At 58.0% G+C, this 12,185-nt stretch carries 11 protein-coding genes; 8 read left to right on the top strand and 3 right to left on the bottom strand.

Annotated elements, in window-relative coordinates:
* The first annotated feature begins 55 nt into the window (after positions 1 to 55).
* From dnaJ to ACT3XD_RS10670, 5 genes are all read left to right on the top strand, one after another.
* Positions 56 to 1,210 carry a molecular chaperone DnaJ gene (dnaJ, locus tag ACT3XD_RS10690; RefSeq protein ID WP_018917578.1) on the top strand — a complete coding sequence of 385 codons (1,155 nt, stop codon included), beginning with the start codon at positions 56 to 58 and terminating at the stop codon, positions 1,208 to 1,210.
* An 83-nt stretch (positions 1,211 to 1,293) separates the two neighbouring features.
* Positions 1,294 to 2,193: a DMT family transporter gene (locus ACT3XD_RS10685; RefSeq protein WP_192537977.1), complete on the top strand. Its 900-nt coding sequence runs from the start codon at positions 1,294 to 1,296 to the stop codon at positions 2,191 to 2,193.
* A gap of 219 nt (positions 2,194 to 2,412) precedes the next feature.
* The gene (locus ACT3XD_RS10680; RefSeq protein WP_192537976.1) at positions 2,413 to 3,168 is read left to right on the top strand and encodes a gluconate 2-dehydrogenase subunit 3 family protein; all 756 of its coding nucleotides are present in this window, start codon (positions 2,413 to 2,415) and stop codon (positions 3,166 to 3,168) included.
* A 12-nt stretch (positions 3,169 to 3,180) separates the two neighbouring features.
* The gene (locus ACT3XD_RS10675; protein ID WP_192537975.1) at positions 3,181 to 4,947 is read left to right on the top strand and encodes a GMC family oxidoreductase; all 1,767 of its coding nucleotides are present in this window, start codon (positions 3,181 to 3,183) and stop codon (positions 4,945 to 4,947) included.
* On the top strand, positions 4,944 to 6,179 hold the full coding sequence (locus tag ACT3XD_RS10670; protein WP_192537974.1) for a c-type cytochrome: 1,236 nt from the start codon (positions 4,944 to 4,946) through the stop codon (positions 6,177 to 6,179). Before ACT3XD_RS10675 ends, ACT3XD_RS10670 begins: the two co-directional genes overlap by 4 nt.
* Before the next feature lie 33 nt (positions 6,180 to 6,212).
* Here ACT3XD_RS10670 and ACT3XD_RS10665 read toward each other — a convergent pair whose 3' ends face one another.
* The 3 genes from ACT3XD_RS10665 to ACT3XD_RS10655 are packed head-to-tail and all read right to left on the bottom strand — an operon-like array spanning position 6,213 to position 9,143.
* Positions 6,213 to 6,962, bottom strand: coding sequence for an ABC transporter ATP-binding protein (locus tag ACT3XD_RS10665; protein WP_192537973.1), 750 nt, complete (start codon positions 6,960 to 6,962; stop codon positions 6,213 to 6,215).
* The gene (locus tag ACT3XD_RS10660) at positions 6,956 to 8,023 is read right to left on the bottom strand and encodes a FecCD family ABC transporter permease (protein ID WP_018917572.1); all 1,068 of its coding nucleotides are present in this window, start codon (positions 8,021 to 8,023) and stop codon (positions 6,956 to 6,958) included. Before ACT3XD_RS10660 ends, ACT3XD_RS10665 begins: the two co-directional genes overlap by 7 nt.
* A complete protein-coding gene (locus ACT3XD_RS10655) occupies positions 8,016 to 9,143 on the bottom strand; it encodes an ABC transporter substrate-binding protein (RefSeq protein WP_192537972.1) in 1,128 nt (375 codons plus the stop codon). Before ACT3XD_RS10655 ends, ACT3XD_RS10660 begins: the two co-directional genes overlap by 8 nt.
* Before the next feature lie 290 nt (positions 9,144 to 9,433).
* Between ACT3XD_RS10655 and ACT3XD_RS10650 the strand changes: the two genes are divergently transcribed.
* The 3 genes from ACT3XD_RS10650 to carA all read left to right on the top strand — a co-directional run bounded on the left by ACT3XD_RS10650 (position 9,434) and on the right by carA (position 12,179).
* On the top strand, positions 9,434 to 9,718 hold the full coding sequence (locus ACT3XD_RS10650; RefSeq protein ID WP_192537971.1) for a DUF2218 domain-containing protein: 285 nt from the start codon (positions 9,434 to 9,436) through the stop codon (positions 9,716 to 9,718).
* Positions 9,719 to 9,840: 122 nt separating this feature from the next.
* Positions 9,841 to 10,647 carry a 4-hydroxy-tetrahydrodipicolinate reductase gene (dapB, locus tag ACT3XD_RS10645; protein ID WP_192537970.1) on the top strand — a complete coding sequence of 269 codons (807 nt, stop codon included), beginning with the start codon at positions 9,841 to 9,843 and terminating at the stop codon, positions 10,645 to 10,647.
* A gap of 371 nt (positions 10,648 to 11,018) precedes the next feature.
* Positions 11,019 to 12,179, top strand: a complete 1,161-nt coding sequence (carA, locus tag ACT3XD_RS10640) for a glutamine-hydrolyzing carbamoyl-phosphate synthase small subunit (protein ID WP_192537969.1) — start codon at positions 11,019 to 11,021, stop codon at positions 12,177 to 12,179.
* Positions 12,180 to 12,185: the final 6 nt, after the last annotated feature.

Genomic DNA, 12,185 nt, shown 5'->3' with positions numbered 1-12,185 from the left:
GTAGTCAATGTAAATGTGCCGTTAAGTGCATAGCTAACCAGGAGGCGTAGGACCCATGTCCAAACGCGATTATTACGAAGTCCTGGGTGTCGATAAAGGGGCTGATCAGAAAGAGATCAAAAAGGCCTACCGCCGCCTGGCGCAGAAATTTCACCCTGATCGAAACCCAGACGATAACACTTCCGCGGAAAAATTCCGTGAAGTGTCGGAAGCTTACGAAGTCTTAAGCGACGGCGAGAAGCGCGCGGCCTATGATCAATTTGGTCATGCGGGTGTGGATGGCCAGGGCGGCGGCTTCGGCGGCGGTGGTTTTGGTGGGGGTGGCGCTGGCGACTTTAGCGACATCTTCGGCGATGTGTTTGGCGATATCTTCGGGGGTGGCGGCGGCCGTCGTCGTGGCCCTAATGCACCCGCCCGTGGCTCGGATCTGCGCTATAACCTGGAGCTTGATCTGGAAAGCGCGGTGGCCGGTACCACGGTCGATATCCGTGTGCCGCGCCATATTGAGTGCGACCGGTGTGATGGCGAAGGCGCCGAGCCTGGTTCAACCAAGGAAACCTGCCCCACGTGCCACGGCCACGGCCAGGTACGCATGCAGCAGGGCTTCTTCGCGGTACAGCAAACCTGCCCGACCTGTCACGGCAGCGGCCAGCACATCAAAGTGCCGTGCCACAAATGTAACGGCGAAGGTCGGGTGCGTGAAACGCGTACGCTATCCGTGAAGATTCCGCCGGGTGTCGATACCGGTGATCGTATTCGTCTGAACGGCGAAGGTGAAAGCGGCGTCAACGGTGGCCCAGCGGGCGATCTGTACGTTCAGGTCTCTATCAAAGCGCACCATATCTTCCAGCGCGATGGTAAGAATCTGCACTGCGACGTGCCGATCAACTTTGTGGATGCTGCCCTCGGTGGCGAGCTTGAAGTGCCTACGCTCGATGGCCGTGTGAAGCTCAAAATTCCGCCCGAAACCCAAACCGGCAAGCTCTTCCGCCTGCGCGGTAAAGGTGTGAAACCGGTTCGCGGCGGCGCCCCGGGTGACTTGCTCTGTAAAGTCGTCATCGAAACCCCGGTCAACCTCGGCGATGAGCAGCGCGACCTGCTGCGCAAATTCCAGGAAAGCCTGGAAGGCAGCAATAGCCACAGCCACTCACCCAAGAAAACCGGCTTCTTCGATAGCGTGAAGAAATTTTTTGAAGAGATGAAGCCTTGATCCTGACGTAGTGGTAAGCGTTAGGTTCCGTAGACCCTCGGCTCAGGCCGGGGGTTTTTGACGTTTAAGGAACATAAAGCGTAATGGATAGCTTGCAAGAAAGACCTGCCTTGGGTATCTGGCTCAGAATCCTTTCCGGGCTGCTGTTTACCGGCATGCTGGTGTGCATTAAAGCGGTGAGTGATGAAGTGCCGGTGGGGCAGTCGGTGTTCTTCCGCTCACTGTTTGCGTTGTTACCCATTGTGATTTTCCTGGTGATTCGTCGGGAGTTTCCAGGCGGGCTGGGCACACGGCGCCCGCTGGGCCATGCGCTGCGCTCGGGGCTGGGAGCGGCAGCGATGTTCGCTTCATTTGCAGCGGTAGCCCTGCTGCCCGTTGCAGAGGCAACGCTGCTGGCTCAGCTAACGCCGGTGTTTATGGCGGTAGGTGGAGTGCTGCTATTGGGCGAGAAGTTCTCGTTCTTCCGAGCAGGCGCCATTGTACTGGCGCTTGCCGGTATGGCGGTGCTGGTATTGCCTGGCCTTAATGCCAGCGCTGAAAGTGGCCAGATGACCGGCTATGCGTTGGGTGCGCTAAGTGCGCTGCTAACGGCGGGGGCGCTGCTCACCGTCAGGCGAATTTCGCGCACCGAGACCGCTGCGTCTATCGCCTTTTACTTTATTCTGGTGTCTGCACTTGCGGGGCTGGCCACGCTGCCCTTGGGGTGGGCGGCACTTGACCCGAAGGCGTTTGGGCTTTTGGTGCTCTCGGGGCTGTTTGGCGGGGCGGCGCATATTGCGATGACCCTGGCGTTACGCTACGCCGAAGCGTCGCGGCTCGCACCGTTTGAGTACGTCGCGCTAATTTGGCCGGTAGCGGCTGACTGGGTGCTGTTCGGTATTCCGGTATCGAGCAGTTTTCTGTTGGCGCTGCCGCTAATGTTGAGCGGGGTGGCGCTTGCTGCCCTGGAAGGCCGACGTTTTAAGCGGCTTTTTCGAAAATAAGCTAAAGCGGCGTTGTTTCCACGCCGCTTGAAGGTGTCTTGCGTATCTCTTTCTCCCGCCAAATGCCGCTTTAATGTTGCGATGAATTGTCACGTCTCCTATGTTTTAAATAATAGTTAGCACGTTATATGGTTTAGCGGAATGTGTACGCTGACTGGAATGGCCCGCGCTCATTCAACTGCTCCCGCAGGCGGGTCAAGACAATTCAAGGGAACCGTGATGAGCAATAAAAACGATACCGCTAAGCCTAGCGGTCTGACTCGAAGAGAACTCCTGGGATCTTCGGCAGCGCTTTTAATCGGCGCTTCCAGCCCGGTTCAGGCGCTGACTGTTAAAGGAACGCCCGAGTGGAAACCCCTGGCCAATAACGCCGTGCCGCCGGTCGATACTGACGCCGGTTGGCAATTTTTCACCGATGAGGAAGCCGTAACGGTCGAGGCCATCGTCGAGCGTTTGATTCCAGCCGATGATTTAAGCATGAGCGGTAAGGATGCCGGTTGTGCGGTGTTTATCGACCGCCAACTGGCCGGCGCCTACGGCGGCTATGAGCGGCTCTACATGCACGGCCCTTTTCAGGACGGCACGCCGGAACAGGGCGACCAGTCTGCCTTGACCCCCAAGCAGCGCTATCGCCTGGGGCTGGGTGCACTCAACGACCACTGCCGTAACGAACATGGCGCCACCTTCGCTGAGCTAAGCGGTGAGGCGCGCGATCAGATATTGGCTCAGCTGGAGGAAGAGGAAATTCAGCTCGACGATATCGACTCGCTGGTATTTTTCGAGATCGTGCTGCAGAACACCATGGAAGGATTCTTTGCCGACCCGCTTTACGGTGGTAATCGTGACATGGTGTCCTGGAAGATGTTGGGCTTTCCCGGTGCCCGCTACGACTACCGCGATTACGTTGAACGACACAATGAAGATCTGGGATTTGAGCCGGTAAGCATCGGCGGCCGTCCTGACTGGCAAGCGTAGGGATACATTGATATGGCAACCAAACTACCTCCCACTGATGCAGTGGTGGTCGGGCTCGGCTGGGCCGGCGCGATTATCGCCAACGAACTTGTCGATGCAGGGCTTAGCGTTGTGGGCGTCGAGCGCGGCCCGTGGCGTGATACGGCCAAGGATTTCAATATTGCCTCGGTCACCGATGAGCTACGTTACTCGCAGCGCCAGGAATTGATGCTGCGCACTGCACAGAACACTATCACCCTGCGTAACAACCCGACGCAGACGGCGCTGCCGATGCGCAAGTGGGGCTCGTTTCATCCCGGCAACGGCACTGGCGGCGCGGGCAATCACTGGGCGGGGATCACGTTTCGTTTTCAGCCCGAAGAGTTTCGACTACGCAGCCATCTGGAAGAGCGCTATGGGGCGAACTCCATTCCCGACGAACTTTCCCTGCAAGACTGGGGAACCGACTGGAGCGAGATGGAACCGTTTTACGATGCCTTCGAGAAGATAGCAGGTACGTCCGGACGAGCGGGTAATCTGGTCAGTGGCAAGCAGGCCGGCGGCAATCCGTTTGAAGGCGTGCGCTCAAGCGACTACCCAACCCCGCCGCTCAGGCAGCCCTACTCACCGACGCTATTCGCTGAAACGGCACGCGAAATGGGCTATCAGCCGTTTCCGGTGCCGTCGTCGCTGGTTTCGGAGACCTACACCAATCCGCTCGGCATCACCATGGGGCCGTGTACCTTCTGTGGCTTCTGTACCAACTATGGTTGTGCCAACTACTCCAAGGCCAGCGCCATCACCACGGTATTGCCGACGCTGATTCGCAAGAACAACTTCGAAGCGCGTACCCACTGCGAAGTGCTGCGGGTCACTACCGACTCCGACGGCCGCCGCGCCACGGGTATCGTCTATGTCGACTCCGCCGGTCGCCAGTGGGAGCAGCCTGCCGAAATCGTGGTCATCGCTGCGTTTACCTTCGAAAACGTGCGTCTGATGCTCACCTCCAACATTGGTGAAGCCTACGATCCGACAACCCGCCGAGGCACCACAGGGCGCAACTACGCCTACCAGACCGCCAACAGCGTGCAGCTCTTCTTCGATGACAAGAATTTCAACCCGTTTATAGGCGCTGGCGCTGTGGGCATGGGCATTGATGAGTTTAACAACGATAACTTCGACCATTCGGGCCTTGGCTTTTTCGGCGGCGGCAGCACCCGGGTAACACCGATCGGCGCGACACCGATCCAGGCACGCCCTACGCCGCCGGGCACGCCACGCTGGGGCTCCAACTGGAAGCGTGCCACGGTCGATAACTACGCCAGTACGATGTCGATCGGCTGCGAGGCGAGCAACTATTCGTCGCCTAACAACTACCTATCGCTGGACCCAACGTACCGGGATCGGCTGGGCAGGCCGCTTCTGCGAATCACCTTCGATTTCACCGACAACGATCTCAGAATGGCGCAGTACGTCACCGAGAAGACCGCCGAAATCGCCCGGCGCATGAATCCGCGTGAGATCGTAGCCAGCCCGCGTGTCGGACCCTGGGATGGCCGTCCCTATCAGTCCTCGCATGTGGTTGGCGGCTTCGTTATGGGCGCCGATCCGGGTACCAGTTCGGTCAACAAGTACCTGCAGGTGTGGGACGTGCCCAATCTGTTTGTGGTGGGCGCCTCCGCCTTTCCGCAGAACCCGGGCTACAACCCGACCGGCACGGTAGGCGCGCTGGCCTTTAAAGCTGCCGATGGCATCATCAACCACTACCTGCGTAATCCCGGGGAGATGATCAGCACATGAAAACGCTTATGGGATTATCGCTTGCAGGCGTGGCGCTTTTGCCACTTTCGGTATGGGCCGCCAGCACGGAGTATCAGGATATTGAGCGCGGGCGCTATATCAGCGTGCTAGGTGACTGTGCGGCCTGCCATACCGCCGATGACAGCCAGCCATTTTCCGGTGGCGTTGCGCTTGAAACCCCTTTCGGCACGCTTTTGGCGCCTAATATCACGCCCGACCCTGATACGGGGCTTGGTCACTGGCGCTATGAAGACTTCAAGGCGGCCATGACCGAGGGTATCGGCAAGGGCGGCTACCATCTTTACCCGGCCATGCCGTATCCGTCTTATACGCTAATGCCCGAGAAGGATATTCATGACTTATGGTCTTATCTGCAGACGGTCACGCCTGTCGAGAATGATGTGGAGGCCAACCAACTGCCTTTCCCGTTCAGTATTCGGCAGGTGATGATGGGCTGGAACTGGCTTAACTTCGATGAGAAGACCTTTGAGCCCGACCCTGAGCAGTCGGACGAGATCAATCGCGGCGCCTATCTAGTTGAGAGCCTGGGGCATTGCGGAACCTGCCACACTCCGCGTAATTTCATGGGCGGCGAAGGCGGTGACAAGTTTGCCGGCGCCACCATTGAAGGCTGGTACGCTCCCAACATCACCCCGAATGCGCATGTCGGGATTGGTGGTTGGAGCGAAGATGAGCTGGTTGAATATCTGCAAACCGGTGGTAATCGTTTTGACTTCGCCTCGGGGCCGATGGCCGACGAGGTGCACCATTCATCCCAACACTGGACCGACGACGACCTGTATGCAGTGGCGCGCTATCTGTTGAGTGGAGCAGGCCTTGAGTCAGACGACTGGGATCGCGAGCCACCCGAGCCGCTATCCGAAGATAACGCCCAGGTCCGGGCAGGTAGCCATATCTACTTTGATCGCTGCTCGGGCTGTCATACGTCTGATGGTGGCGGCGAGTACGGCATCTTCCCGCAGTTGGCGAGCAATCCGGTGGTCAATGGTGATAACACGAGTTCATTGATACGGGTTGTATTGGCCGGCAGCCGCCCGGTTGCTACCGATGCCAAGCCCACGGCGCCTGCCATGCCGTCGTTTGCCTGGAATCTGAATGATGAGGAAATCGCCAGCGTGCTGACGTTTGTGCGCAACAGCTGGGGAAACGCCGCGGCGGCCGTTTCCCCAGGAGATGTGGCGGATATGCGAGAAGCGCTGGCGGGCGAATGACGCTAGCCGCAAGCGCCTTGCAGGGATGAAGCGTTAAACCGCTTCTTCGACGATAAGCTGAGGGCGGCCCTTCGAGCATGGCTCGATGCGTGCCGCCACTTTATACACCTGGCGCAGAAGCTCAGGAGTAATCACTTCTGCGGTGGGGCCGCAGGCAATCAGGCGGCCGTTTTCCAGTACCATGGAAGCATCGGTAAAGCGTAGCGCATGGCCTAAGTCGTGCAGTGCTACCAGAATCAGCATCTGGCGTTCATCCGCCAGGCGGCGTAAAACCGTCAGCAGATTGATCTGGCGGTTCAAGTCGAGCGCGGACGTGGGTTCATCGAGCATCAGAATTTCGGGCTCTTGTACCAACGCCTGGGCGGCGCTCACCAGCTGGCGCTGCCCGCCGCTCAAGTCGCCAATGTCACGCTCACCAAGCGAGGTGATATTAAGCTCTTCAAGCGCACGGTCAACCTGTGCCAGATCCTCTGGCTGTACTTTCAGGCTGCGCCCCTGCATGCGCGCAAGCAGCACCGATTCATACACCGTGAGTACCGCTTTGGCGCCGGTGTCCTGAGGCATATAGGCCACCGGACGCTCGGCGCTGGTGCCGTTGATGGCCACATTACCGTCACCTTTGATCAGGCCCAGGATACGCCGGAAAAGCGTTGACTTGCCTGCCGCATTGGGGCCGAGAAGCGCTACCACCTGCCCGCCCTGAAAGCTGGGCGTGGTGATGTCTTCCAGAATAGCGCGGCGTCCGTAGCGGGCCGACACACGGGTTAACTGTAGGGTTACCATGAAGCCTTCTTGTGGTTGAGCACCAGAAACAGGAAGAAGGGAATGCCCACCAGCGAGGTAATGATGCCGATGGGAATAATTGTGCCCGGAATGATGATTTTGGAAATCACCGAGCCAACCGAGAGAATCAGCGCGCCGCAAAGCGCCGAGCCGGGTAGGAAGAAACGCTGATCTTCACCCAGCAAAATACGTGCAATATGCGGCCCCACCAGGCCGATAAAACCGATAGTGCCCACAAAGGCCACTGCAACCGCGGCAAGCAGTGATACAAGCACCAGTACTTCTAGGCGCAGCGCGCGTGGCTTAACGCCCATGCTTTCGGCTTTGGCATCGCCCAGGCGCATGGCGGTCAGTGCCCAGCCGTGGCGGGCAAGTAGCGGCATTACCGCAGCGAGAATGCCGAGTGCGATCCAGAACTTGGGCCAGGTGGCCTTGGTCAGACTGCCCATGGTCCAGAACACCACCGCCGAAACGGCCTCCTGGCTTGCGAAAAACTGAATCAGCGCCATCAGCGAGTTGAAGATAAACACCATAGCGATGCCGAGCAGTACGATGGTTTCTACCGTAACGCCGCGCTTTAGGCTCAGAGCGTGGATAAGAAACGCCGTGAACATGGCCATGATGAACGCGTTGAGGGGCACCACGAACTCGATGGCGGCGGGCACGATAGCCACGCCAAAGGCAAGCCCTAACGCCGCGCCGAAGCTTGCGCCAGCGGAAATACCCAGGGTAAACGGGCTCGCCAGTGGATTGCTTAGAATCGTCTGCATCTGTGCCCCAGCAACGGAAAGGCTCGCCCCGACCACCAATGCCATCAACGCCACCGGCATGCGGATTTCCCAGAGAATCACTCGCGCCTGTTGGCTGACGTTTTGAGGGGTGAGCAGGGCGGCGATGACTTCGCCTAAGCTGTAACGCGCAGGGCCCAGCGCCAGGTCGACGCATAGGCTGAAAAACAGCGCGACGACCAGGGCTGCCAAAATCATCTGGCGACGAAATACCTGGCTACGATAAAAGGCGCGCGCTTGAGAGACAGGCGCTGCCGTCGTTGTTTCAGTCATCATTGAGTGATACCCAGTAGCCAGGCTCGTAGTCGATAGGCAGGAAGCGCTCGTGGAGTTCTTCCATGGTGGCTTCGGGGTCCAGGTCCTCAAATAGCTCAGGGTGTAACCACTTGGCTAACTGCTGGATGGCCACAAAATAGTAGGGGCTGTTGTAGAACTGGTGCCAAATCGCATGGAAATTACCCGACTCTACCGCCTGAATGCCCGTCATCGCGGTGCGCCCGGTTAACGCTTCAAGCTTGTCATGGGCGGCCTGCATATCGGCGCCAGGCCCCATGCCCACCCAGTCACCGCCGGGTACGTAGGCGTCCCAGTTGCCGCCGGTTACCACCACGTGTTCAGGGTTGGCGGCAATAATCTGCTCGGGGTTTAGCGTGCCAAAGCTGCCGGGAATAATCCCATCGGCAATGTTGGTACCACCCGCCAGCGTTACATACTCGCCAAAGTTGCCGGGCCCAAAGCTCATACAGCACTCATCGGAATAGCCGCCGGCGCGGTCGATAAACACGCTGGGCCGCTCAGGGTTGGCCTCTTCAATCACATCGGTAACGCGGGCCAACTGAGCCTCGGCGAAGTCGATAAACTCTTCCGCCGCTGCTTCATCACCCATGATCTGGCCCATCAGGCGCATGGAAGGAATGGTGTGTTCGATCGGGTCTTCGCGAAAATCGACATACACAATCGGAATGCCCAATTGGCCAAGCTTGTCATCGTAAGCGGCATCTTCGGTGGCCACCTTGGCTTCAAGGTTCATAAAGACGATGTCAGGGGTAAGCGACGCGGCCTGTTCGACATCGAAGGTACCGTCTTTAAAGCCGCCAAACGTGGGCAGTTCTTCGATCTCGGGAAAACGTTCGGCATAGCGCGCGTAGTTATCGGGGTCTGCCTGGGAAAAATCTTCACGCCAACCGACGATGTGCGAAAAAGGCGCTTCCGGCTCCAGCAGGCCAAGCAAATAAATTTGCCGCCCTTCACCCAAAATAACCCGCTCGGCGGGGCCATCAAGCGTGACCTGGCGACCGGTAATGTCGGTCACTGTGATGCTGTCAGCCGCGGCATTCGTGCAGCTTATAACGGCTGCCGTGCCAATCAGCGTTTTTAAAAAAGGGAAGGTCATGGGCGTATTCATCACTTATGGATAGACGGGGCCGCTGGGGTATCTCACGCGCAAACTGATGGCAGCGCTAACCACATCGACGCGGTATAAAAATTTTTGAATATAATTCGCATTCGCATGTTTGGGCATTATCATGGAATCCAGTTTAACTGTCGAGATGCCGACTGCTTGATCATCGTGTTTGAAGGTGATGAACGCCTTGTTGCGCTATCGTTTCATTAAGTATTGGGCAGCTAATAACGTTCCTCCTATGCTAGCCCTGTTATTTCTTATCCAATGGAGAATTCGTTATGCCGTTATCGCGTGCTGAAATTGAGACTACGTCCGGTGAGCGTATTATCAACCGGCTGTGCAAGCACTGGGCACATAAGCTGGAGGTTGAACACAGCCAGCAGGATGGCAAGATTGTATTCCCTGACAAGGGCACCTGCCTGCTGCACGCCGAAGCTGACAAGCTGACGGTGTCGATCGAAACGCTGGAAGAAGAGCATCTCGATCAGTTAGAAGGCGTGGTGGAAAGCCATCTTGTACGGATGGCGAAGGATGAAGAGCTGGTTGTCGTGTGGCAAAACTAGCCTGCGGCTTGCGTTAGCGCGGATTCGCGCGAGGCGTCTGGTATAATCACCGCCCAGTTAATGCATGTTTGATAAGGCATTGCCCGATTCGACGTAACACATCGCAAAACGCAGGAGTTCGCATGACCCGAGTTGCCATTGTAGGCGTGGCTGGCCGTATGGGCCGTACGTTGGTAAACGCTGTAGAACAGGAGGCTGACGCCACTCTGGCAGGCGGTATTGTCGAACCAGGCAGCTCCCTGGCAGGGGCGGACATTGGCGAGCTGGCGGGCGTTGGCAAACGCGGCGTTAACGCCGTGGATTCGTTAAGCGCCATTGTCGATGACTTCGATGTGCTGATCGATTTCACTGCCCCGCAGGTCACGCTGGCGAATCTGGCATTTTGTGCCGAGCATGGAAAGCGCATGGTGATTGGTACCACGGGGATGAGTGATGACGAGCTCGCACAGCTGGATAGCTATCGTGACAAGGTAGCGGTGGTGTTTGCCCCCAACATGAGCGTGGGCGTCAACCTGACGCTGAAGCTTCTGGAAACCGCGGCGAAAGCGCTAGGCGATGAAGGCTACGATATCGAAATCATCGAGTCGCATCACCGCCACAAGGTCGATGCGCCCTCCGGTACGGCGATTAAGATGGGCGAAGTGGTAGCTGAAAGCATTGGCCGCACTTTGAAAGAGCACGGCGTGTTTGAACGGGTAGGTCAGTGCGGGCCACGTACCGACAAAGAGATCGGCTTTGCCACTGTTCGCGCGGGCGATATCGTCGGCGAGCATACGGTGATGTTTGCAACCGAAGGCGAGCGCATCGAAATTACCCACAAGGCCTCCAGCCGAATGACGTTTGCCAAAGGCGCCGTTCGTGCGGCGCGCTGGGTCGCAGGCCAGTCAGCCGGCCGCTACGATATGCAGGATGTATTAGGCCTGGAGTAAGGCGGAATGCCCGGGCTGCTCCAAGCATTTTTACGCTTTAATGGTGATTAATAGCTAATCCAGGGGTAGTCGGCGGGCCCCAAATCCTGTAACATTTCAAAAATTTTGGCCGGGTGGCTTAGAAAACTCAGACGGCGCGCTTGTTGCGTTGGCCAGCCCACAGCCTGCCCCGACCGCTCGGCTATTTGCGTTAAATGAGCGGCTCTGAAGGGTATAGAACAACAAGCGGGATGAAACCGATTTTTTTATCGGCTTCGTCCCGCTTTTTTACGACCCGAGTTTTAATCACGCTCAAGCGTACGGGTCGTGGATAACGAAGTAATTGCTGAGCCTGCGCCCACAGGCTCCCACCAGCATGGGAGGATCTTGACTTGAATAACCCCGCATTAAGCAAGCCCGCGATATTGGCCCTGGAAGACGGTAGCGTGTTTCATGGAATCGCCATCGGCGCGGATGGATTAACAAGCGGTGAGGTGGTGTTCAATACGGCCATGACCGGCTATCAAGAGATCCTCACTGATCTTTCTTATACCCGCCAGATCGTCACGCTAACGTACCCGCATATCGGCAATACCGGCGTTAATGCCGAAGATGTCGAATCGGCATCGATTGCGGCCGCTGGACTGATCATCCGTGATCTTCCTCTGATGGCTAGCAGTTTCCGCTCTGAACAAACCCTGTCGGATTACCTGGAAAGCCAGAACGTGCTTGGCATCGCGGATATCGATACCCGCCGCCTGACGCGTATTTTGCGCGATAAAGGCGCGCAGAATGGCGCGATCCTAGCCGGTGCCGATGCCGAAGGCGATGACGCCGTTGAGCGCGCGCTGGCGGCGGCCAAGGACTTCCCGGGCCTTAAGGGTATGGATTTGGCCAAAGAGGTTTCCTGTAAAGAAGCTTACGAGTGGACAGAAGGGGAGTGGACGCTGGGCGAAGGCTACGCTGACACCACGAAAGGCGAGCGCCCTTACCACGTGGTGGCTTACGACTACGGCGTTAAGTTTAATATTCTGCGCATGCTGGCCGCCCGCGGCTGCCGCCTGACGGTGGTGCCTGCACAAACGCCCGCGGCTGACGTGCTGGCAATGAACCCGGACGGCGTATTCCTGGCCAACGGCCCAGGCGACCCCGAGCCCTGCGACTACGCCATTAAGGCCATTCAGGACGTGCTTGAAACCGATACCCCGGTGTTTGGTATCTGCCTGGGTCACCAGCTGCTGGCGCTTGCCTCGGGCGCCAAAACCGTCAAGATGAGCCATGGCCACCACGGCGCCAACCACCCGGTGCAGGATCTGGATGCTGGCACGGTGATGATCACCAGCCAGAACCACGGCTTTGCCGCTGACGAAGCGAGTTTGCCCGCTAACCTGCGTGCTACGCATCGCTCGCTGTTTGACGGCACGCTGCAGGGCATTGAGCGGACCGACCGGCCTGCGTTCAGCTTCCAGGGCCACCCTGAGGCAAGCCCCGGCCCGCGCGATGTGGCACCGCTGTTTGATCGCTTCGTCGCGATGATGCAGGCGCGCCGCTAACCCGCG

Origin of the sequence: Halomonas sp. AOP7-B1-5, assembly GCF_052353045.1 — a bacterium.
Taxonomy (GTDB): domain Bacteria; phylum Pseudomonadota; class Gammaproteobacteria; order Pseudomonadales; family Halomonadaceae; genus Vreelandella; species Vreelandella colorata.
This window is presented reverse-complemented; position numbering and strand designations above follow the sequence as displayed.

Bases quoted from the DNA above. Each gene is read 5' to 3' on its own strand.
- dnaJ (WP_018917578.1), top strand. From the start codon at position 56: ATGTCCAAACGCGATTATTACGAAGTCCTGGGTGTCGATAAAGGGGCT.
- ACT3XD_RS10685 (WP_192537977.1), top strand. From the start codon at position 1,294: ATGGATAGCTTGCAAGAAAGACCTGCCTTGGGTATCTGGCTCAGAATC.
- ACT3XD_RS10680 (WP_192537976.1), top strand. From the start codon at position 2,413: ATGAGCAATAAAAACGATACCGCTAAGCCTAGCGGTCTGACTCGAAGA.
- ACT3XD_RS10675 (WP_192537975.1), top strand. From the start codon at position 3,181: ATGGCAACCAAACTACCTCCCACTGATGCAGTGGTGGTCGGGCTCGGC.
- ACT3XD_RS10670 (WP_192537974.1), top strand. From the start codon at position 4,944: ATGAAAACGCTTATGGGATTATCGCTTGCAGGCGTGGCGCTTTTGCCA.
- ACT3XD_RS10665 (WP_192537973.1), bottom strand. From the start codon at position 6,962: ATGGTAACCCTACAGTTAACCCGTGTGTCGGCCCGCTACGGACGCCGC.
- ACT3XD_RS10660 (WP_018917572.1), bottom strand. From the start codon at position 8,023: ATGACTGAAACAACGACGGCAGCGCCTGTCTCTCAAGCGCGCGCCTTT.
- ACT3XD_RS10655 (WP_192537972.1), bottom strand. From the start codon at position 9,143: ATGACCTTCCCTTTTTTAAAAACGCTGATTGGCACGGCAGCCGTTATA.
- ACT3XD_RS10650 (WP_192537971.1), top strand. From the start codon at position 9,434: ATGCCGTTATCGCGTGCTGAAATTGAGACTACGTCCGGTGAGCGTATT.
- dapB (WP_192537970.1), top strand. From the start codon at position 9,841: ATGACCCGAGTTGCCATTGTAGGCGTGGCTGGCCGTATGGGCCGTACG.